The organism is Deferrisoma camini S3R1 (assembly GCF_000526155.1).
Taxonomy (GTDB): domain Bacteria; phylum Desulfobacterota; class Deferrisomatia; order Deferrisomatales; family Deferrisomataceae; genus Deferrisoma; species Deferrisoma camini.
This window is the reverse complement of record NZ_JAFN01000001.1, coordinates 760,564-780,531: the sequence shown is the minus strand read 5'-3', so window position 1 is coordinate 780,531 and position 19,968 is coordinate 760,564. Positions and strand designations below refer to the sequence as shown.

Here is a 19,968-nt window from a genome sequence, read left to right as displayed (position 1 = left end):
CGGGGCACAAGAACCTCATGTAGTTATATCTCCGTTCTCCACCTACTACCCATAGCCGGCACCTCGGTAGCAGGAGCATAAGACGAGGAAGAAACATCCTCCGTCCGCCACAGCTCCGATGTCAAAACTGTTTCGAGACTCACTGTAAGTCCAACGAGTTGGTAGTACAGGTCGAAGTACGCCATTCCGACGAATGCACCGTTGACCGCGTACCCCACCAACCCGAGGAACGTGGCATCCGCATAGCTCTCGAAGAACGCTAGATCTTTGTTTCCAGCACACACTCTTTTTATCTTGTTTAGTTTCGCCATCGTCGACAGCAGCAGCACCAGGAAAACGGCCAGCCCCGGGAAGCCCAACTCCCCCAGGATCTCGAAATAGATGCTGTGCGAATCGTGATAGTCCTCCGGGTTGGGGGCGTAACGAAAAATCATCTCCCGGGTGAACGCGTTCATCCCGCCTCCGGTGAGAGGGCGGTCTACCGCCAAATTCCATGCTGCATGCCATGCGTTGATCCGCCCCATTGCGGAAGGATCCTCGCGGTACGTCTCCACGGTCTTCATCCGGGTGTACCACTCGGCAGGCACGAACGGAGCTAGAACCAGTGCAGCAGTGACTCCGAGAACAATAAAAAGGCCCTTTCTCTTCACCCGCAGAAACAGGATCGCCCCGACAACCGCCATCGCAAGGGCGGACGCCCTAGACTTAGTGAGGATCACGGTTAACGGAGAAACCCAGAAAAGCAACCACAGCCCCAGCCGCAGCCACGGACGCCGCTCGTTGCGCGCCATCAAGAGGAAAAGGGGCCAGACCATGTTGATCGCGAGCCCGAGACCGTTGTTGCCCTCGAAGAACGAGCCGGGCGGCCCGAACACCCATCCCGTCCCCCCCCGCATTCCCCAGATGGCTCCTTTGAGGGCATAGAACCCGATGCTCAACGCGATCACCCAGTAAAGCCGCCTCAAATCCTCTCGGGTCTTAATGAGACTCACGGCCACGAAAATCATAAGAAGAATCTTGCTATACCGGCTCCAATCCGCCACGAACCCCTGAGGATTCAACGCGGTCAGCCAGCCCACCGACGCAAGGCCCCACAGGAGCCCCATCAGTATGACCTCGCGCGTCACGGGAAGTCGGCGGTCGCCCGAGTAGAACACCCAGCCGGCCATCGTCGCCAGCGCCGTATAGAACGCCACGGGGAGGTTCTGCGCGAATCCCCACGTCAGCCGGTGAGGGTTCAGGTAACCGAACATAGCGTACAGAAGCACCCCCCAAACCGGGCGAAAAAACGCCACGGGAACTCCGGCGAAAAGAACGAGGGCGACAAATGCGTCACGGATGGGCACTGGTACTCCTATGTCGCCACGTGCATCAGGACTTCGGCCATTTGACCGATCAATGTTCTACGCTCAAAACCAGCCAGGTACTCATCGTCACGATGGCAATGGGCCTCGCCGTTCAACAGTCGTTTCAAAACGTTCTTCAGCCCTGCCACGTCGCCCGGCGGCACCACCCACCCGAGCCCCCCTTTCCGGACGATCTCAGCGGCTGCGCCGTCCGCAGCAATGCACAGCACCGGCCTTCGTGCCGCGATGTACTCAAAGAGCTTACCCGGGAGAACCCCAGCCGTCGTTTCCCCCGTATCCACAATCATCAACAGCGCATCGGCTCCCTTCTGCAGGGCCTTGGAACGCTGATAAGGCACCGCCGGGAAAAACCGGAAAGTTTCTCGAACACCATGCCGCTCGACCGTCCTGTTCATGGTCTCCGCGATCTCAGGAGCCACGCCTCCGTAATACTCGAAACGTAGCCGCGACCTGGCCGCGGGGAGCTCGTCGAAAAGTTGCGCTGCCGCCTCGACCACCTCATAACCGCGGCGATTCTTGAACAGCCGTCCCGTGTAAACGACTCTGACCGCTCCGGGTTCGCCGAGCTCCGGCTCGACACCGTCGTACTCCTCAGGGTCGAAGCCGTTGGTAATGGTGAAAAAGCGATCGGCGGGGACGCTGCGAAGCCGGGCACGCAAAACGTCTTCTTTCGGCTTCGAGACGGCGATCACCGCGTCGGCTTGTCCCACCAGGCGCCTTTCCAACCACAACTCAAACCGCTTGCGCCATGGGGGCAGCCACTCCCGCAGCACGTCGCCCGTCCAAAGGTCCCGGTAGTCCACCACCCACGGAAGCCCGGTGCGCCTTTTCACGGCCCATCCGACGAGGAAACCGGAGAAAGGCGGTGCGGTGCTGAAGATCACGTCCGGCCCCCACTCCCGGACAACCTTCAGCGCCTTTCGTACGGCCGGGAAAATCCAGAGGGCCCATCCGTCCGGAACCAGGAGATGGGCGCGGGCGAACAGGTCCCACCGTTTCTTTGCAGCCCCCGCCAACCTTCGAATCTCCCCCTTCGTTGCCCCAGCCTGCGTTCCCCTCGCCTTCTGGCCCTGGGGGCCTTCCGAAGAGATCATCGCCTCCCCGGCATGCGCCTTTCGCTGGGAGATCAGTGCCAGGAGGCTCTCCAATGGCCTTGGGCGGCAGGCACGGTGCACCGGCACCCCGTCAGGGATCTCCCTCAACGTGGCTGGGTCTCGGGGGAACACCGAGGCCTCGTTCACCGTCAGCACCGCCGTCTCCCACCCGAAATCCGGGAGGTGTTGGCACATCTTCAAAGGCCTCAGCCGACCGATCCCGATATACGGTGGGAACTCCGCTGCGACGATCAAGACCCGCATTCATCTATTCCTTTGAGATTCCCTAAGCCTCGGATGCTTTCATACTCGGTCCGTTTTCCCGACCACTTTTTCAGAGCTCCCAAAGGAGGACCTCACGGAATGTCGGGAAAACCGCCGACACACCCCGGAGAACTCGTCTCCTTTATGGGCCCACGAGAATTCCCGGGCTCGTGAGAGACCCGAGTTTGCCATTCTCAATCTCAACTCCGGGTCCAAGAGCAACCGCAGCACCGCCCGCCCCACCTCCTGGGCCGACGCCCCATCGACCAAGAGCCCCGTCTCACCATGCACCACAGCATCCGGCACCCCGCCCGCCCGGCCTCCGATGACCGGCTTTCCGCAGGCATTCGCCTCAAGGAAGACGAGGCCGAACCCCTCGGTGTCGCCGTTGGGGAGGGTCCGGTTGGGCATCACGAACACGTCGCAGGTGCGGTAGTACCTCGGCAGGTCGTCCCACGGGACCAGTCCGGTAAAAACGACCCGGTCGGCCACTCCGTGCTCCCGAGCCAGCTCCTCGAGGCGGGGGCGGTACCCCCCCTTACCCACGATCAAATAGACCACCTTGGGCACCTTCTCTGCGATGGCCGGAAGGGCTTCGATCACCTTGTCGTGGCCTTTGCGCTCCTCGATCCGCGCCACCGTGAGAAGCACCTTTTTGCCTTGAAGGCCGTGGCGCTCGACGATCTCCGGGTCTTTGGGCCCGGGCGTGAACCGTTTCAGATCCACCCCGTTGGTGATCACGTGGATGCGCTCGGCCGGCACGCCGCGCCGGACCAGCTCGTCCCGGGTGAACGAGCTGACCGCCACCACCGCCTCGGCCTGCCTGAGATGGCGGAACGCGTGTCTCCCGTACAACCGGGACGTCGGGCGCGTGGTGACCTCTTCCCCATGGATATAATGAACGATCGCCACCCCCCGTCTGCGGCGTAGCGCCGGACCCAGCCATGACAGGGCGACCAGCTCCCCTAGAACCACAACGTCCGCCCCATGGGCGTCCACCGCCCGGAGGGCTTCCCGAAGGACCCTGCGCCGGAGGGGCAGATCCTCCGTCAGCAACCGCCAGGCTGACTGGAGCGCGTGCCGCGGCGCCGGTTTGACCACGGGACGAAGCAGCTCCACCCGGCGCACAGGAAACGGCTGGGCCCGGTCCGCCTCTCGCCAGCCCTCAACCTCCCGGCCATCCATGTAGTAGCGCCACGGTGCCAGCACAGCCGCGGCATCGCCCAGGTGACGGCAGAGGTTCTCGTACACCACGGCGGACCCGCCGGCGATGGGGGGGAAGTAGCTGGCGATGAAAAGAGCTCTCAAAGCATGCCTCTTTCCATAAAGCGCCTCACCGAGACACAGGGATGCTCGAAACTTCTCGCGTCAACAGGCCAAATCCAATCCTGAACAGCCTATTCACGCACGCCTCAAAAAGAACCGACATGGCAAACAGTAACGCAACATAGACAACTATGAACCACCATACGCCCCAGCCCAGCTTTTGCTCAAAAAACCACTGGGCAACACCTATGAAAGGTCCGTGCAGAAGGAAAAATGCGTAACTTTTCTTACCTAAAAAAGCCAACCCCCTTACCACCGGGCCGCCCACATGTTCCAGCGATATGGCCGCCACGGCGATTACAAAAAACGACAGAACCCCAGGGATGGCAGCTCTAGCGACGCCTAAAGATGTAACTAAGTCTGCTATCGGACGCCCACTGGCAAACTTCATCACCACGAGAAAAACTACCCCCACCACCGCCATCGCCCCTAAGCCGCCCGTGATCAACTTCTCCCCCCGAAGTCTTGTTTTCGCCAAGTAAAGGGTAAGGGCCATCAAGGGGAGAAAGTGGAAAATCACGCCACCCGGGTTGAACCATCCAGGGTTGACGATTCCGCGCCACAGAAGCCTCCAAGCAAAGCTCATCAGCAAACAGGCAGCCAGCACCTTCGACAGACCAAAGCGGTCAAGGGAACCGCTCATCAGCGGGAAGCATAAATAAATTTGCCAGACAGACGTCAAAAACCAAGCAGGAGCTATAATACTCTGTGAATACGAAGAAAACAGGTCCTGCAAAAACAGGCCATGAATAAGCAGATCCGGCCAGGTCGGTATTTTCCCCCAGAGCCCCCACCTGGCCACCACAACAAAACTCAATGCGACATAGTATACTGGCGCTATACGAGTCAACCTAGTCAACAAAAAACTACTATAAGTTCTCCTCCTGCCACTTTTTTCGGACAACGCCAGCGACACAACAGAAACGATGAGAAAAACGAAAACTCCTAGGGACCCCTTGCGGAAGAGGTATCGCACCCAATCATTCTGCGGCGGTTTGGGCACATGAAACAGACAGATCCATACAATACTGATAAGCCGCACCACATCCAGCCAAAGAATCCTTGGCGTAAAAGTCCCCGCTCCGGGTTTAGGGCTCACTCTCATCGCGCCAAAGTCGCCATGCGTTCGGCTACGGTGCGTTCCTCATCTCCGCCATGAGTGCATCGGCGAAAAACTTTGCGGCCCAGTTGGGGTACTGATAGGGGTGGTAGCGTCCGTCGATCGGCCAAGATCCAGGGATTCCGCCCCGGACGTTGGGGTCATCGGTCTCCAGGTCCTGGATCGACATGGTGAACCGGTTCGCCCGGACGGCTGAGTCGAAGAACGCCCTGTCCCCCGTGATCTCATAGAGGCGAATGAAGTTCACCGCCAACTGGCAGTTTCCGGTGCAGCAGGTCCACTCGGCCTTGGGCCGCCACCACCGGCTGTACTGCCCCGCCCACGAGCCGTCGTCCCGCTGCCGCTTCACCAACGCCCGGGCGGCCTTCAGGGCGGCCTCGACGAAACGCTCCTCCCCCAGAAAATCGCCTACTTCGAGGAAACCGCGCATCGCGTAAGCGATGGTGTGGGTGAACGGTTTGGAGTTATCCAGAAGGCAGTTGTTCCTCCACCATCCGTTGCGAAGCTGCTGGCCCAACGCCCACTGGCAGTTTTTCCGGGCCGCCTCGCGGTACCGTTCGTTTCCGGTAACGCGGTACGCATCGATCAGCCCCCAGGCCGTGCGCGTGTTGTACGTGTTCACCGACGTGGCGGTCCGCGTGGAACCAAAACGCCGCCAGCAACCGTCTTCGTCCTGGACGTCGCACAACCAGTCCGCAGCCCTCTCCAGGGCCGTGTGGAACCGTTCTTCCCCCGTCTCCTGGCACGCCCGGGCCCAGCCAAACAGCACCTGGCCCGTGTTGAAAATGGTTGGCCTTGGATCGTCGGCGTGGTCGGCCATGGTCCCGGCCCGCACCGCGCCGCTGTGGAGCTGCACCTCGCACTCCCACCCGGCCATCTCCACCGCCCGGCGTCTCGCGTCGGAGTCGCCGGTCAGTTCGGCGTAGTCGAAAAAGGTTGGGATGATGTAGCCGGTGGTTTCCGGATACGAGGCCGTCCACTCGCCGCGGTTTACGAAATATGCCTGAGCAACTCCCACGTCCTGAGTCGCATCCTGTGCCCGCTTCATCCATTCCACAACGGCTTTCACCGCTGACCCTATCTCCCTATCCCGCATGGGCCCTCCGTATCCGTCTGCGCCCGGCCCGCTCCCATTCGCGAACCACCTCAAGGTAGTGTTCCCGGTACCGCTCGTACACCTGCCCCCAGTCAGGGTAACCGGCCACATATTCCCTGCCCCCCTCCGCGAGGCGGCACCTCAGTCCAGGCGAGGTGAGCAGTTCTTGCAGCCTCGCGAAGAGGGCATCCCCATCCCCCGCTGGGAAAAGCAGCCCGTTCCGTCCCCCATCGACGATCTCGGGGATCCCGCCGGCAGTCGACGCCACCACAGGGCATCCGGCGGCCATGGCTTCCAAGAGAACGTTCGGAAGCCCTTCTCGCCGCGATGGCAGAACCAGCACGTCCGCCTGAAGCATCTCTGCCAAGACCTCCTGGTTGGGAACCTGCCCCCGGAACCTGACCTCCCCGGCGACTCCCAAATCCGCTGCCGTCTCCTCCAGGCTCGTCCTCTCGGGCCCGACTCCGACCAGGGTGAGCGAGCACCTGATTCCACCGGCTCGCAACCGGCCAAAAGCCCGGACGAGCAGGTCCACGCCCTTCACAGGGAGCAGGTCGCCCACGAACAAGATCCGGCTGCCATCCCCGCGTGCCCAACGCCGGGGGGGAGGCGCGGGAAGCGGGGGGCGGCCGTTGCGAATGCACACCACCTTCGGTTCCAGGTGGGGACGGCGGTCAAGGAGGTCCCGCCGCAAGAACTCCGAGACCACGAAAATGCGGCTCGCCCGATCGTTCAGCCGGTCGAGGGGGTTCGGGGCGGAGCCGTTCCCCAAACGCAAGACGTCGCTTCCGTGGTACGTCAGGACCAGCGGGGCATCGGCGCCCCGGAGCACGTCGAACCGCTCCTGCGGAAAATGCACGTGGACGACGCTTCGGCCCTTGACCATGCCCGCCAAAACCCTGCGGGCCCGCAACGTCAGCAGGGCTTCACGAACCCTGCCGAGCGTGGAAGCCCCGTCTCCGGGAGCCGGGATACACACGCGCCGACAGTGCTCGTCTTCCCCCTCCTCGCTTCGCGACCCCACAGGACGGACCAACACGACACGGTCGCCGGCCTTCCGCCCGGCCTCGGCCAGACTGTGGACCACGGTGGAAAGGCCCCCACGCACCGGCCAGGTCACCGGGGAGAACGAAACCACTCCAAGCCCCGCGGGCCTGTTCACGTCCATGCCAGGTCCTCTAACCCAAAGATGCGTTTCAGATACCAGCGGGCAGAGGCCGCGAGCCGTGGGGCCCCCAGATCGAGCAGTCCCACCAAGTGGTGGGGGTCGAGCGGGAACCTCGCCCATGCCGAGGCCAAAGTGAGAAGGCATTCTCTGCGGCGCCCCGCCCGCCACAGCTCGTACCCCACCCGACGCCGGAGCCCCGACATCCGGCGGGCCCGAAACCACCAGCCGGTGCACACCAGGGCCCCGGGCTCGGTGGTCAACACATCGACGACGGCTCTCAGCCGCTGCTGGGCCATGAACACGCGGTCGGAGCTCACCTGGCCCGCATGAAGACGGTACAGGGTCAGGGGCTCGGGGATCCGCCGCACCTTCCCCGAAGCGTCAGGCGCAGCCAGAGGTGGTAGTCTTCTGTGCCCCTCAGGCCTTCCTCGAAACCGCCGCACCGTTCGAACGCCGGGCGCCGCACGAGGGCCGCTGACGCGGCCACCCCGTTCGATCGCAGCAATTCGGCAAAACAGTCCCCGTCGGCGGTGGTCCACATGGGCCACGGCCTGGGATGCGGCGCGCCGGTCTCGTCGATGTACCCCAGGTCGGTGTGAACCAACAACACCACATCTGGCTCCGACGCGGCCTCGATCTGCCGCGTCAGCTTCTGGGGCGTCCAAAGGTCGTCCGCATCCACAAAGGCCAGGAACTCTCCCCTCGCGAGCCCCGCGCCCGTGTTCCGGGCCGCCGCCACGCCCCGGTTTCTGTCGTGCCGGACCACCGTAACCGCTTCCCGAAACGAGTGCAGAACATCCAGCGTCCCGTCGGTGGATCCGTCGTCCACCACGATCACCTCGAGCCGGGGGTAGGTCTGGGCGAGCACGCTCGACAACGTCTCCGCCACATATCGGGCCGCGTTGAAACAGGGAATGACCACCGAAACCAACGGTTCCCGCATCCTGCTCCCTCTCTCAGGCCCGCTGGGCCTGCCAGCGGGCGATGCGCTCGCGCGCCAAGGCGCGCAGGCTCGCCACCTCGGGTGGGCCAAGGGCCACCATCACCCCCACGTACACAACCACCCCCACGGCCACCAGCACCACCAGGCGCGGGAGCCCCATCGGCAGCGAGCCCGTCAGGGCTACCCGCCCCCCCCATACGGCCCCCACCATCACCAGGCTCGCCAGGGTCGATGGCAGCAGGGTTTGCAAAAACCGCCGGTTCGGGAGCCCGATCACGTGGTTGGCGATGGCGTGGCTCAGCCCCGCGTACGCAAAACACCACGCCGCATAGGTCAACGCGACCCCCAGCACGCCCCAGCGGACCCCGACCCAAAACACGAGGACGACCATCGGCGTACCGAACAAATACAGCTTGAACATGAGGTCGGTGCGGCCCTGTGACTGGTAGATGTCCCCCACCGTGGTTCCCACGCATTGCAGGGCGCCGACCACAGCGAGTATTTGGATCAGGGGCACCGCGGGCCCCCACTTCTCGCCGAGGACCACGTGCACGAACTCTGGCGCGACCGAGGCAACCCCCAGCATGACAGGTGTTGTGAGCAGCGCCAAAAACCCTATTACCTGCATATAGGTTTCAGCAGCCTTCTTCTTGTCGTGTTTGAGCTTGGAAAGGGCAGGGAACAGGGGGCGTGTGACCGTACCCGAAAGATATACGATCGGGCGCATCATGATCTGATAAGCCAGATCGTAGTACCCCAGGGCCTGGGCTCCCAGATACCGACCGATCAGCAAATTGTCAGCATTCCTGCCAAAGAACCCTAGAATGTTACTCCCCAAGATATTCGAGCCGTATGAAAACAGCGCTTTGAAGCGGAGTCGATCGAACCACAGCCTGGGCCGGTATCGCGTGATGCGCAAAAGCAGGCCCAACCGAACGCACTGCTGCGTCAGACTCGCGGCCACCAGGCTCCACACACCAAAGCCCTGCCATGCCGCGATAAGCGCGGCCATCTGTCCAGCCCAAGCCCCCGCCAGATCCACGCACCCCAGCGCACGAAAGCGCATGTCGTGGGTGAGCACCGCCGACAACACGCCCGCGGCCGGCCCCACCAGAAAAGCCAGCGCCGCCACCCGGATCACCGGCACAACACGCGGCTCGTTGAAGAACGCTCCGATCATCGGTGCAGCCGCAAAGCTCAGCACGTACAACACCGCCGCCACCCCCAGCGTGGACCAGACAGCCGTATGCACCAACGGTTCGTCCAGTTCGTCGGCATGCACGAGCGCAGGCCCCATCCCGAGGTTTGCAAACAACACCACGAAACCCGTAAACGCCGCAGACATGCCCATCAGACCGTAGTCCTCGGGTGAGAGCAGTCGCGCCACGATCACGCTGACCACAACCTGGGTCGCCTGGCTCAGCCACCGCGACGCCGCGGTCCAAGCCGCGCCCTTCGCAATCTCGCGAAGCAGGCTCATTGCTGGGCGCTCGCCTCTTCTGCGGCCGCGGGTTTATCGGAGGTCCCGTTTCCAGAGCCTTCGCCCTGAAGAGATTCGATGATTTTCTCCAATTTCTCACAGCGCTTCGGGCTGAATTTCTTCTTTCGCAAGAACGTCAAGGTCGCACGGGCGTCATCGATTTTTCCAAGGGCTACCTCGATCAGTGCCCGGTTGTAGGTGAGTTGCAAATCTTGAGGATTCAGGCTCTCGGCTCTCTTCGCCGCCTTCAGAGCCTCCCTGTACTGCCCCGCACGAAACAGGTGGTTTGCGAGACCATTCCAATAAACCGAAGACTCCGGTTTCAGCTGTAGCGCCTTGACATACCATTTTGTTGCCAAATCAGGATTCTTCATGCGAAGAGATAATTCAGAGAGCCCGCGCAGGCTCAAGACGCCGGCAGGCGACTCCGAACGTAGGTGCTCGTAGTTTCGATAGCTGATAAGGTACAAAAATTCCTCCTTTGCATACGCATAGTATTTCTCTCCCCGCCACATCTTGTTGTAGCCGAGCGCCACATGGTCGGTTGAAGTATAATCCGCACCCTCCAAATAGGTTCCTTGAGGGCGGGGCCAAACTTCCAGGGCGTAACGTGACAGGCCCCATGCGATGGAGGGGAGCACGAGGAGGCACAATCCCAAAACGGCGCCGAGTAACCTCGTGCCGGGGAAGCCCTCTGGTGCTGCCGCTCGCTCGCGTCTGCCTGCCGGACCAGTTGTAGCGCTCCGCAAGGGCCCAAAACCCTCATCTTCCCTCCCACTCCGTTCCGCCAACACTGCCCTTTTTGAACCGGCACCTCCCAACTCGCCGCCCCCCCCTTTTGGCACGTGCGTCCCGGCACCGGCTCGCGAACAAAGATGCACGGTGGTCTTCAACTGGATGTTCCCGATTACCCGAGACTGAGTCTCTCCTTCTGATCCCCCTATTCGCGGATGAAACGCACCCACTTCCCGACACGGCCCCACCTCCGTCCCCGAAGCAACCCCTGAGGATGGCTGCGAGTCACCGCCAAGCTGAGCCATTCGCCATACTGAGCCTCGCGGGCAACCAGCGCGATCCAGCCCCTGCGACGGCCTTCTGGGACGGGCGCCGTGGTGTTCGCCCTGAAAGTTGGGTGCCATGCATCTCGGCCCACGGCGGCGCGGGTTGGGATTTGATTCCCTCATGTTCGCCTTTCTCTCCAGGCGCTGCTGCGTTGCTTCAAAACGTCCATCGTAGTGCTCAATGGCGCTCAAGAACCCTGGGCTGGCCCGCTTGCGGGACTGCATGTCGCGATCCCATCGGCGAAAACTCGACCTAGGATGGCAGAAAATCGCTCGGCTCCGCGCTCATTCAAGTGGATAAAATCCTTGTAGTCGGCCTCACCCAACTCGGGAAGCTCGGCGCAATCTATCACGCGAAACATCTCTGAACCGGCCGTGTTCTCCAGCCACCGGCGATACTTCTGAAACAAGGAGGGCACCGGTCGCACGCGCACAGGGGGGACGACCACGATCAATTGAGTCCCCCTCTCTCGTGCCACCTGCGCAAATTTGCGTACGACGTCGAGGCGGCGTTTGGACAAAGGTACTTCGACCGGTTTCTTGTCGTTCCCCTGGCCCGTGCGGCCGGTTCCACGCTCAGGCATGAACCCGTCCCGCGTAGGGCTCGTAATAGGTGGCTCTCCCCGCAGCCAGTATCTCACCAAGAGGTGACGGCAACGATAGATCCGGGCGAGCGCCACGCGATCAACCGGCCACACATCCCCTCGCGCCAAGCGGGCAATGGGGCTGGAAAGGATCCCAGCCTCAAACCGCTCAACGTCAGCAGAGTCCACGAATGCGGCTGGGCTCTGAAAAAGCACGACATATCGCGGGGCTTTTAGAGTGTTGTCGCGAAGGAACGGCAAGGTTGTGGCCTCAAGCGCAAACGGGAAGTTCGCCGGCCAAGCCAAGTTGAAAGCTGTTAGCCCACCCGAAGTCTCGGTGAATGCTTTGGGGCAGAAATCTCTGGCACCGGTGGAGTCCCCGATGACCAACACCTCAGGGGGAGAGCCGGCGGACGCGACAGCGCGGAACCATTCAAACTTCACCATGGCCTGATCGTCCCAGTAGGCCCATGCGTATTCACCCAAAGGGCGCATCAAATAGCGCGCCGCGCCTTCTACCCCCAGCAACAAAGCGGAGCCCAAGGCGAGAGAGAGCCACCACTCCAGGGGCACCGCCTTGAGTCTGAGGGTTTCAAAACTGAAAATAGATAAACGGAACCTGCCCATAAACACCGCCCAAAATAAGCACAGTGGCCATCAACCCGGCGTAGGCTATGCCGCGCACCGGCCAAGCCAAGCGCAGCATTACGGTGTGCCTTCCGGCCCAGTACTGACTTACATCAATCACCAGCATCAAGAGCACCAGAGCCCAAATTCGGGGCGAGGTTACGGCGATCGCCTTGAACGCGCCCGAACCGGGTTGCCAGCGAAGGAGCCCGGTGCAGTAACGCAGGGCTGCCCCCAACGTCTCGGATCGAAAAAAGATCCATGTGAACGTCACTAGGTGAAACATCGCGATGACTTGCGCGACACGCATCCACGGCGAGCTCTTTCTCCGTTCGAGTACCCCCTGAGCTCCCTGACGCACCTCGGTCCACGCTTTGTGCAACGCCAGATAGACCCCGTGGAGCCCACCCCAGACAACAAACGTCCAGTTAGCCCCGTGCCACAGCCCGCCCAGGAGCATGGTGATCATGAGATTCCGGTAGGTGGCTCTAACCCCTTTTCGGTTCCCCCCGAGCGGAATATACAGATAGTCTCGCAACCAGGTGGAAAGCGATATGTGCCACCGACGCCAAAACTCGGTGGGGTTCCTTGAGAGATAGGGTTGTTGAAAGTTTTTCATCAGGTCGATGCCGAGAAGTTTGCCAACCCCCCGAGCGATGTCGGTGTAGCCCGAGAAATCGCAGTAGATCTGGATCGAAAACAGGTAGGCGGCCATTAAGAGGTCGGCGCCGCTCGCCAGCTCCGGGTTGCGGAAGCGCAAATCCACGAGGGGTGCAAACGCATCAGCGACGCCTACCTTCTTGAACAGACCGAGCAGAATTAGCTCGACTCCCCTCCCCAGGTTCGGCCATTCCACCCGTCTGGGTCCCAGCAGTTGGGGCAGCAACCGCGTGGACCGTTCGATCGGGCCGGCCACGAGCTGGGGGAAAAACGATACATAGAGTGCAAACGTGAGCAAGCTCGGCTCAGGCTTCGTCTGTCCCCTGTAGATGTCCACCGTGTACGAAAGGCATTGGAAGGTGAAGAAAGAAATACCCACTGGCAAAACAATTTGGACGGCAGGGACCGGCAACTCCAGACCAAGCAGGGCAAAAGCCGCGACGAAAGAGTCGCAAAAAAAATTGAAGTACTTAAAGATCCCCAAGAGGCCCAGGTTTGCGGCAACGTTGAGTATCAAGATCTTTTTCTTGCAGGCCTCTGTCGCCTGGGCGATCCAGGCGCCGCAAATGTAGTTGAAACCCGTCGAGCCGGCGAGGAGGAACACGAATCGCCAGTCCCACCAGCCGTAAAACACATAACTCGCGGCCAGCAGCCAGTAGTTCTGCCAGCGCCACCCGAGACAATAGTACACCGTGAGCACGGCAGTCAGAAAGACGAAGAACTCGACCGAGTTGAAAAGCATTGTCCCGGGTTCCTCGCTGAATCCCAGAAAAAGCTTTTATAAAACACCTTCTATCGGATTCAATCTATGATGAGGCTGCAAAAAGGCGATCGGGGCAAGACCGGCCACAATATGTAGTGGCTACCAACTCGCTAGACCCAATACTGTTCACTTTAAGATACGAACGTGTTCGCAAATGGGCTGCAGTCGCATGGGCGAGACCGTTTGGCGATGCCGAGTCGGATACGGGGTCATCTTCCGCTTCACCGCTCGCGGGTTGCGTCGACCACGACTGGACACCACTCGCTCTTCCAAAATCTCCTCCAGCACCTGCGCATGGAACGCCGCCCTGTGCTCAGGGGGGAGTGGCGACGAAAGCGGGCAGTCTCCGACGCACCACCCGCACCGTGTGAACGAAGGAAAGTTCGTCAGGATCCACATCGCCCTTGCGGGCGGCTTCATGCATGAGTCCTCGTATCGCAAAATGCGCCATCAGGAACCCAAAGAACTCCTGTCGGACGAGCTCCGGGGTCTTGCTCCGGAGCACAATCCGAGCCCCTCGGAGGTGCGTTTTCAACTCGTCGAGTGCAGTCTCGATCTCCCAGCGTTCCTGGTACAGGGCGGCCAACTCCTCTGCCGGGGCATCTTCAGGGTCGAGGATCGTGGTCACCAACCGGTACACGTCCTCTGCGCCTGGGACTCCGTCCAGTGTGTACTCGATCACCCGGACCATGACACCGCCCCGATCCTTTTGGCGAGCATAGGCGTTGGGATAGATCTTGCTCAGATAGGAACCATCGGACAGACGGCGGATGCACGGCAGGCGTGCGCTTGCCTTCACTCGCCACAGCAGATCGGCTCCGGTTGCGCAGGCCTGGGTCCACAAGGGCCAGGAGAAGAAACACCGATCGGCCAGACACAGCATCCCGGGCCGCAAGGACTCCACCACGTGCCGAGCCAACGCGACCTCGCTCGTGTGGTATCCACCCATGCGGGAGCCGAACAGCACGTGGGTTCCGTTCTCCACCAAGGAGACGAACCGGATCTGCGGATAGGCGCTCCGTCCCCGGGCGGCCTTGGGGCGTCCGAAGGCTTGTTCGTTCTCCTGAGTATCGGCCACATCCAAGGTGCTGCCGTCCAGGCTGACCAGCCGCCAGCGCCGGTACCACGCCCCTCGGGTGGCCGTTTCGGCGATCGGCCGGACGAGTTCGTTGTGCAGCCGTTCGATCGGTTCCGCCCCCAGACGGGACCGCGCTTGGGAGATGGCCGATTTTCCGGCAACGCGAACGCGTTCACGGGGCCCCATGAGCCACTGGAGACCTTCGAGCAAACAGCGGAGCACCTCTCGTGTGGACACGCTCATGTACAACGCCAGTGCGATCACATAGTAGACCACGACATGGGCAGGTAAGGCGCGCTGTCGCTGGCTCGCCTTGCCTGTGGCTTGCAGCACCTCGTGCACCTTGGGCAGGGGGAACGTTTTTGCGATGACCCCCAGCGTGATGTAATCCGTGATCCGCGTGCCTTCGGGAAGCCCTGCTGGAGTTCGAGCCATCCTTCACCTCGCTTTCCATGAGTAAGGAAGACGAGAGAAGAATAGCACGAAGGCACACTAAGTGAACAGTATTGTCGCTAGACCCGCAACATGTGGTGCCGCCAGGCCAACCGAGGGACTTTTTTTCAGGCTGATTAATCTATCAACTTCGCGGACGACCGACGGCAGTACACCTTAACTTAAAAAGCAATATGCCATCCCGGGGGAGGCTCTGGCGCGCGCAGCAGTGCCTTTACCGCGTCTCCAGCATCAACCACTGTAACCACGATGTGCTTCAGATTCATTTTCCGGGCCACTTTTGTTTCTTTCATCCATGAATACAGTGAATCTGTATTTCTAGACCGGTTCAGTTCGTCAGAAATGACTTTGGTCTTCACAATCAACCGACGCCCGGCCGAATCAATTACTAAGCCAGGAACCGTCATTGCACTGTAAACAGATACCTGCAATCGGTGTTGGAGCAAATCTTCAAGATAGTGCTCGAACGTCATCGTATTGAAAGGGACGCCGTAAATCAGAATCTTACCTTTCGCCTCCACCATCTTGTCGAACGGGCTTCCTTTTCCAAAAGGGCTTGCGCAACGCTCGTGCCCCTCAATCAACCATTCCGCTTTCGGGCCATACGCTGCCACCGAGTGGGTGGGGTGGAGACTGCGCACCACCCCCTTGCGCCGCCGAAACACCTCGCTCGGCAACCCCACCATGGAGACCGTGCGCCGAACGTCGAACACTTTCCCCAGCTTGAGGTACTCGGCCATGGTCATGCCGTGGAACGGCATACTCATCATGCAAAGGGTGCCCTCCGGGCCAACGGCGTCCAGGAAGGCCTGCACCAGGTCCTGGACGGAGCCCCGAAAACCCGAATCCGGCCGCCATCCTGCGTGCACCATCATCACGTCGCCGGGCCTCACCCCGAGACGGCGGATCGTCCGTACGACATCCTCCGGTCCGAAGGCCCAGACGGTCTTCAAGAGAAGCTTCTTGACCCTTTGTTTGATTCCGCTCATCTCGTCTCAATCACCGGGTCAACCCTGGCGCCCTTGGCGTCTTGGCGGTTCCACAACGGCCTCCCCAGGCTCGGGATGGCCCAGGAACGATCTCGGGCTCGCCGTAAACCCGTACGCCCCGGCAACCATCACCGCCACCAGGGCTCCAGCGTCCAACCTGGGCATCTCCACCTTGCTCCCCAGCCGGTCCAGGGGCGTGCACAGGGGGCCCACGAGGTTCACCTCCTCCACGGGTTCCCCGCCGATCTTCTCAGGGGCACAGATCGGGAAGTTCCGCTTGATCACCTGGCCGAAGTTCCCACACGCGGCCTGGTTGTGGTGCAGGCCGCCGTCGAGGACCAGGAACACCTGGCCCCTGGACTCCTTTCGGTACAGCACCCGGCAAACGTAAACGCCGCACTCCCCCACCAGGTACCGGCCGGTCTCCACCACGAGCCGGGTGCGGGGCATTTCCGGGCGATGCCTTTCCAGGAGCTCTCCCAGCCCAGCCCCCACGGCCTCGATGTCGAGCTCGTTATCGGCCGCGTAGTGGGGGATGCCGAAGCCGCCGCCCAAGTTCACGAGCTCGGGCGCGTTGGGGCAGTGGGGGAGGAACGAGGCCACCGCGGAAAGCGCGCCCTCGAAAGCGGCCACGATGGCTTCGGCCCTGAGGTTCTGGGAGCCGGCGAAGATGTGGAACCCCGCGAACCCGAGGTTCGGCCACTCGGGGAACCGCGCGAGGAGCCGGGGCACATTTTCCTGGTCGATGCCGAAGGGCTTGGGGCCGCCGCCCATCTTCATGCCCGAGCCCACCAGCTCGTAGGCCGGGTTCACCCGGATGGCCACCCGCAATCTGCGGCCTTCCTCGCCGGCGATCCGGTCGGCGAGCTCCAGCTCGGCCTCGCTCTCGACGTTCAGGCTGCCGATGCCGGCGCGGCAGGCCTCCCGGATCTCGAACTCCCGCTTGCCCGGCCCGGCGAACCCCACCGCGGCGGGATTCGCGCCGGCGTCCAGAACCACCCGAAGCTCTCCGGCCGAGGCCACGTCGAACCCGCAGCCGAGGTCGCGGAAGAACCGCACGATCTCCGGGTGGGGGTTGGCCTTGACGGCGTAGTGGATCTCCACCTCGTCGGGCAGGGCGGCCCGGAGCCTTTCGTACTTCTTTCGGGCCACACCCAGGTCGTAGGCGTAGAACGGGGTGCCCACCTCGGCGGCGATCTCGGCACAGGTGCGGCCGCCGATGAGGAGCCGCCCGTCCCGAACCGCGAAGTAGCGAAGAATGGAGGAGAGAGCTTTATGTTCCATGTGGGCTCAAAACCTTTTGAACCGCGGAGGCGCGGAGGGCGCGGAGAACATCTGTATTTTTTCGGTTAGAACAACCCGACGGATGCCTTCCTTCATCGAGGGGACATTGAAGTTCAGGAGAAGCCCCACCGGGCTTCCGGTTGCCTTCAGGTACGATATGACCTGGGCATGGTGAATGGGTGCGAGCGCCTCGACCGCCTTCAGCTCGACCACAAGACGGTCACCTACCAGTAGATCCAACCGCCCTTCTCCCACCGATCTGCCCTTGTAATCCACGCTCACCGGAACCTGGCGCTGGTGCGGGATGCCCCTCAGATCCAGCTCGATCCCCAGCGCCTCTTCGTACACGCTCTCGAGATACCCGGGCCCAAGATGTCGGTGCACCTCGATGGCGGCGCCGATCACGGCCTCGGTGAGGCGGTTGAGCTCTGGCGAGACGTCCTCGATTCCCATGGCCACCCCTTTTTTCTAACCGCGGAGACGCGGAGAGCGCGGAGGAACCACATCACCAAGATGTTTCGGTGCCCTACCACAGCGTCTCTCGCCCATGCGATCTCCCCACAGAAGCCTTCCTCTCCCCACCCCTCCGCGGTTCAAGAATTCTCCGCGTCCTCCGCGCCTCCGCGGTTCAAGAAATCCCTTTTCACCGCGTTCCGGTCGATTTTGCCGTTGGGGTTCAGGGGCAGGCGCTCCCACACCTCGATGTGCTTGGGCACCATGTAGTTGGGAAGGGTCTGGGCGCACGCCGCGGTGAGGTCGCGGGGCTGAACCCCCGGCTTTTTCGCCGACACCACGGCCGCAACCACCTGCCCCAGCACCTCGTCCGGCACGCCGAAGGCCACCGCGTGTTCCACCAACCCCGTGGCATAGAGGGCGTCTTCCACCTCGGTCGGGCTCACCCGGTACCCGGAGGTCTTGATCATCTCGTCGGCCCGCTCCACGAAGTAGATGTACCCCTCCTCGTCGGTCTTCACGCGGTCGCCCGAAAACACCACCATCTCCTGCATCTGGAGCCCCGGCGGGGCGAAGGGGTTCGGCCGGAACCGCTCGGCCGTCTTGTCCGGGTCGTTCCAGTAGCCGAGGGCCACGTGGGCGCCCCGCTGCACCAGCTCGCCCTCCTCGCCCGGCTTACAGTGCTCGCCGCGGTCGTTCAGCACCCAGATCTCCGCGTTGGGGATGGCCTTTCCGATGCTGGTGGGCCGGCGGTCCACCTCTTCAGGCGGCAGGTAGGTTCCCCGGAACGCCTCGGTCAGCCCGTACATGAGATAGATGCGGGTGTGGGGCAGGCGCCGGCGAAGCTCCCGGGTGGCGTGCACCGGCATGGCCCCCCCGGTGTTCGTGAGATAGCGCCAGTGAGGGAAGCGGGTGTGGTCCCATTCGAGCTTGAGCAGCTGGAGCCACAGGGGCGGGATCAGCCCGAGCCCCGTGATGTTCTCGGCCTCGAGGGCCTTCAAGATATCGTTGGGAAACAGGTAGTTGATCAGCACGCAGGTGCAGCCCACGTGGAGGCTGCAGGTCAGCTGGTTGAGCCCGTAGTCGAAGCTGAACGGCAGCACGCTCAGGATCCGGTCGTCGGGGGTGTTCTCCACGTACGTGAACACGCTCTCCGCCCCGGCCACCAGGTTCCGGTGGGAGAGCACCACGCCTTTGGGCTTTCCGGTGCTGCCGGAGGTGTAGATGATGGCCCCGATGTCCGTCTCCACCACCCGGGGAAACCGCGCCTGTCCACAGCCCTCCTCGCCCCAGCATCCCCGCTCCACGACCCGGAGTCTCTGGATCTCGGGGGTCTCACCGGGCCCGTGGAGGATCAGCACCTCCAGGTCCGGGCAGCGAGCCAAGACCTCGGCGAGCCCCGCCGCCCGCTGGCGGGTGGTCAGGAGCACCCGCGCCCCCGAGTCGCACAGGATGTGCTCCACCTGGGGGGGCTTGAGAAGGTGGTTCACGTCGATGAACACCCCCCCGGCCCGCGCCGCGGCCAGGAGGGAAGCCGCCTCCTCCGGGCTCTTTTCCATGTAGACGGCGACACGGTCGCCCTTGCGCAGGCCCTGGTCCAGGAGCAAACAGGCCAGCCGATCGACCTCGGCATCCAAGGACGCGTAGGAGATGCGGCGCTGGCGGTGAACGAGCGCTTCCTTGTCCGGCCAGATCCCGGCCTGTTCCCTCAGGCTGTCTGCTACGGTGATCCGAATCACTGCATCCCTCAGATGCCCGCCGTTTGGCGAGCCTGCGCTCAAGTTCCCCAGGGCAAATGGACTATCTTCAGCCGATTATCGAGAACATTTCCCCGCCCGACTCAAAGCCAGACAAGGGTGGCTAGTTCTGCAAGTCAGGAAACAGCCTTGGCATCCCGTTTACTGCTAACCAACGAAACGATCGTGCGGATAGATCTGAACTTTTCCGCATCGATATCGTCATCGCCAAAAACAACGCCAAAACGCTCCTCCAAAAAGGCGATCAACTTAAGCACACCCATGGAATCGATGAGCCCGCCCTCCAGTAAAGGTTCATCCGGATCTATTTGTTCCCGTCCCGTCGCCAGGTCGGGATCCCGAAGCAAGAATTCGGTCACCTCAAACAGCAAAGCTTCCACCCTCTTCCTCCTTTACAAATT

18 protein-coding genes are annotated in these 19,968 nt (G+C 62.0%); all 18 read right to left on the bottom strand.

The genetic code is table 11. The features are described from left to right. Positions 1 to 23: 23 nt before the first annotated feature. A complete protein-coding gene (locus tag DEFCA_RS0103315) occupies positions 24 to 1,346 on the bottom strand; it encodes a putative O-glycosylation ligase, exosortase A system-associated (RefSeq protein WP_025321620.1) in 1,323 nt (440 codons plus the stop codon). Positions 1,347 to 1,354: 8 nt separating this feature from the next. Then, positions 1,355 to 2,725: a glycosyltransferase family 4 protein gene (locus tag DEFCA_RS0103310; protein WP_025321619.1), complete on the bottom strand. Its 1,371-nt coding sequence runs from the start codon at positions 2,723 to 2,725 to the stop codon at positions 1,355 to 1,357. Positions 2,726 to 2,764: 39 nt separating this feature from the next. Next, positions 2,765 to 4,033: a glycosyltransferase family 4 protein gene (locus tag DEFCA_RS0103305; RefSeq protein ID WP_025321618.1), complete on the bottom strand. Its 1,269-nt coding sequence runs from the start codon at positions 4,031 to 4,033 to the stop codon at positions 2,765 to 2,767. A gap of 25 nt (positions 4,034 to 4,058) precedes the next feature. Then, the gene (locus tag DEFCA_RS21245; protein ID WP_169709423.1) at positions 4,059 to 5,150 is read right to left on the bottom strand and encodes an acyltransferase family protein; all 1,092 of its coding nucleotides are present in this window, start codon (positions 5,148 to 5,150) and stop codon (positions 4,059 to 4,061) included. 31 nt (positions 5,151 to 5,181) lie between these two features. Beyond that, on the bottom strand, positions 5,182 to 6,267 hold the full coding sequence (locus DEFCA_RS0103300) for a hypothetical protein (RefSeq protein ID WP_035802870.1): 1,086 nt from the start codon (positions 6,265 to 6,267) through the stop codon (positions 5,182 to 5,184). Beyond that, the gene (locus DEFCA_RS23980; protein ID WP_025321616.1) at positions 6,257 to 7,435 is read right to left on the bottom strand and encodes a glycosyltransferase; all 1,179 of its coding nucleotides are present in this window, start codon (positions 7,433 to 7,435) and stop codon (positions 6,257 to 6,259) included. Before DEFCA_RS23980 ends, DEFCA_RS0103300 begins: the two co-directional genes overlap by 11 nt. After that, the gene (locus DEFCA_RS21945; protein ID WP_051463185.1) at positions 7,426 to 7,803 is read right to left on the bottom strand and encodes a hypothetical protein; all 378 of its coding nucleotides are present in this window, start codon (positions 7,801 to 7,803) and stop codon (positions 7,426 to 7,428) included. Before DEFCA_RS21945 ends, DEFCA_RS23980 begins: the two co-directional genes overlap by 10 nt. Beyond that, positions 7,779 to 8,378 carry a glycosyltransferase family 2 protein gene (locus DEFCA_RS19040; protein WP_051463184.1) on the bottom strand — a complete coding sequence of 200 codons (600 nt, stop codon included), beginning with the start codon at positions 8,376 to 8,378 and terminating at the stop codon, positions 7,779 to 7,781. Before DEFCA_RS19040 ends, DEFCA_RS21945 begins: the two co-directional genes overlap by 25 nt. A gap of 13 nt (positions 8,379 to 8,391) precedes the next feature. After that, positions 8,392 to 9,858, bottom strand: a complete 1,467-nt coding sequence (locus DEFCA_RS0103285; RefSeq protein ID WP_025321615.1) for an MOP flippase family protein — start codon at positions 9,856 to 9,858, stop codon at positions 8,392 to 8,394. Then, complete coding sequence (locus tag DEFCA_RS21940; protein WP_169709422.1) at positions 9,855 to 10,427, bottom strand: tetratricopeptide repeat protein; 573 nt, start codon at positions 10,425 to 10,427, stop codon at positions 9,855 to 9,857. The genes DEFCA_RS0103285 and DEFCA_RS21940 overlap by 4 nt, the downstream gene beginning before the upstream one ends. Before the next feature lie 680 nt (positions 10,428 to 11,107). Further along, complete coding sequence (locus DEFCA_RS21935) at positions 11,108 to 12,130, bottom strand: hypothetical protein (protein ID WP_169709421.1); 1,023 nt, start codon at positions 12,128 to 12,130, stop codon at positions 11,108 to 11,110. Further along, positions 12,096 to 13,532 (bottom strand): MBOAT family O-acyltransferase, encoded by a 1,437-nt coding sequence (locus tag DEFCA_RS0103280; protein ID WP_025321614.1) that lies wholly within the window; start codon positions 13,530 to 13,532, stop codon positions 12,096 to 12,098. The genes DEFCA_RS21935 and DEFCA_RS0103280 overlap by 35 nt, the downstream gene beginning before the upstream one ends. Before the next feature lie 334 nt (positions 13,533 to 13,866). Beyond that, positions 13,867 to 15,066 (bottom strand): IS4 family transposase, encoded by a 1,200-nt coding sequence (locus DEFCA_RS0103275; protein ID WP_025321572.1) that lies wholly within the window; start codon positions 15,064 to 15,066, stop codon positions 13,867 to 13,869. 179 nt (positions 15,067 to 15,245) lie between these two features. Continuing rightward, positions 15,246 to 16,073, bottom strand: coding sequence for an AAC(3) family N-acetyltransferase (locus DEFCA_RS20205; RefSeq protein ID WP_025321613.1), 828 nt, complete (start codon positions 16,071 to 16,073; stop codon positions 15,246 to 15,248). A gap of 18 nt (positions 16,074 to 16,091) precedes the next feature. Beyond that, on the bottom strand, positions 16,092 to 17,357 hold the full coding sequence (locus tag DEFCA_RS0103265) for a pyridoxal-dependent decarboxylase, exosortase A system-associated (RefSeq protein ID WP_025321612.1): 1,266 nt from the start codon (positions 17,355 to 17,357) through the stop codon (positions 16,092 to 16,094). 6 nt (positions 17,358 to 17,363) lie between these two features. Next, complete coding sequence (locus DEFCA_RS0103260) at positions 17,364 to 17,810, bottom strand: GxxExxY protein (RefSeq protein WP_025321611.1); 447 nt, start codon at positions 17,808 to 17,810, stop codon at positions 17,364 to 17,366. Between the two features lie 140 nt (positions 17,811 to 17,950). Beyond that, positions 17,951 to 19,546, bottom strand: coding sequence for an acyl-CoA ligase (AMP-forming), exosortase A system-associated (locus tag DEFCA_RS0103255; RefSeq protein WP_025321610.1), 1,596 nt, complete (start codon positions 19,544 to 19,546; stop codon positions 17,951 to 17,953). A gap of 137 nt (positions 19,547 to 19,683) precedes the next feature. After that, the gene (locus DEFCA_RS0103250) at positions 19,684 to 19,947 is read right to left on the bottom strand and encodes an acyl carrier protein (RefSeq protein ID WP_025321609.1); all 264 of its coding nucleotides are present in this window, start codon (positions 19,945 to 19,947) and stop codon (positions 19,684 to 19,686) included. Positions 19,948 to 19,968: the final 21 nt, after the last annotated feature.

Coding starts and splice junctions, on each gene's coding strand:
- DEFCA_RS0103265 (WP_025321612.1), bottom strand. CDS start 17,357: ATGGAACATAAAGCTCTCTCCTCCATTCTTCGCTACTTCGCGGTTCGG.
- DEFCA_RS0103310 (WP_025321619.1), bottom strand. CDS start 2,725: ATGCGGGTCTTGATCGTCGCAGCGGAGTTCCCACCGTATATCGGGATC.
- DEFCA_RS0103300 (WP_035802870.1), bottom strand. CDS start 6,267: ATGCGGGATAGGGAGATAGGGTCAGCGGTGAAAGCCGTTGTGGAATGG.
- DEFCA_RS20205 (WP_025321613.1), bottom strand. CDS start 16,073: ATGAGCGGAATCAAACAAAGGGTCAAGAAGCTTCTCTTGAAGACCGTC.
- DEFCA_RS21935 (WP_169709421.1), bottom strand. CDS start 12,130: ATGGGCAGGTTCCGTTTATCTATTTTCAGTTTTGAAACCCTCAGACTC.
- DEFCA_RS0103275 (WP_025321572.1), bottom strand. CDS start 15,066: ATGGCTCGAACTCCAGCAGGGCTTCCCGAAGGCACGCGGATCACGGAT.
- DEFCA_RS23980 (WP_025321616.1), bottom strand. CDS start 7,435: ATGGACGTGAACAGGCCCGCGGGGCTTGGAGTGGTTTCGTTCTCCCCG.
- DEFCA_RS0103285 (WP_025321615.1), bottom strand. CDS start 9,858: ATGAGCCTGCTTCGCGAGATTGCGAAGGGCGCGGCTTGGACCGCGGCG.
- DEFCA_RS0103260 (WP_025321611.1), bottom strand. CDS start 17,810: ATGGGAATCGAGGACGTCTCGCCAGAGCTCAACCGCCTCACCGAGGCC.
- DEFCA_RS19040 (WP_051463184.1), bottom strand. CDS start 8,378: ATGCGGGAACCGTTGGTTTCGGTGGTCATTCCCTGTTTCAACGCGGCC.
- DEFCA_RS0103280 (WP_025321614.1), bottom strand. CDS start 13,532: ATGCTTTTCAACTCGGTCGAGTTCTTCGTCTTTCTGACTGCCGTGCTC.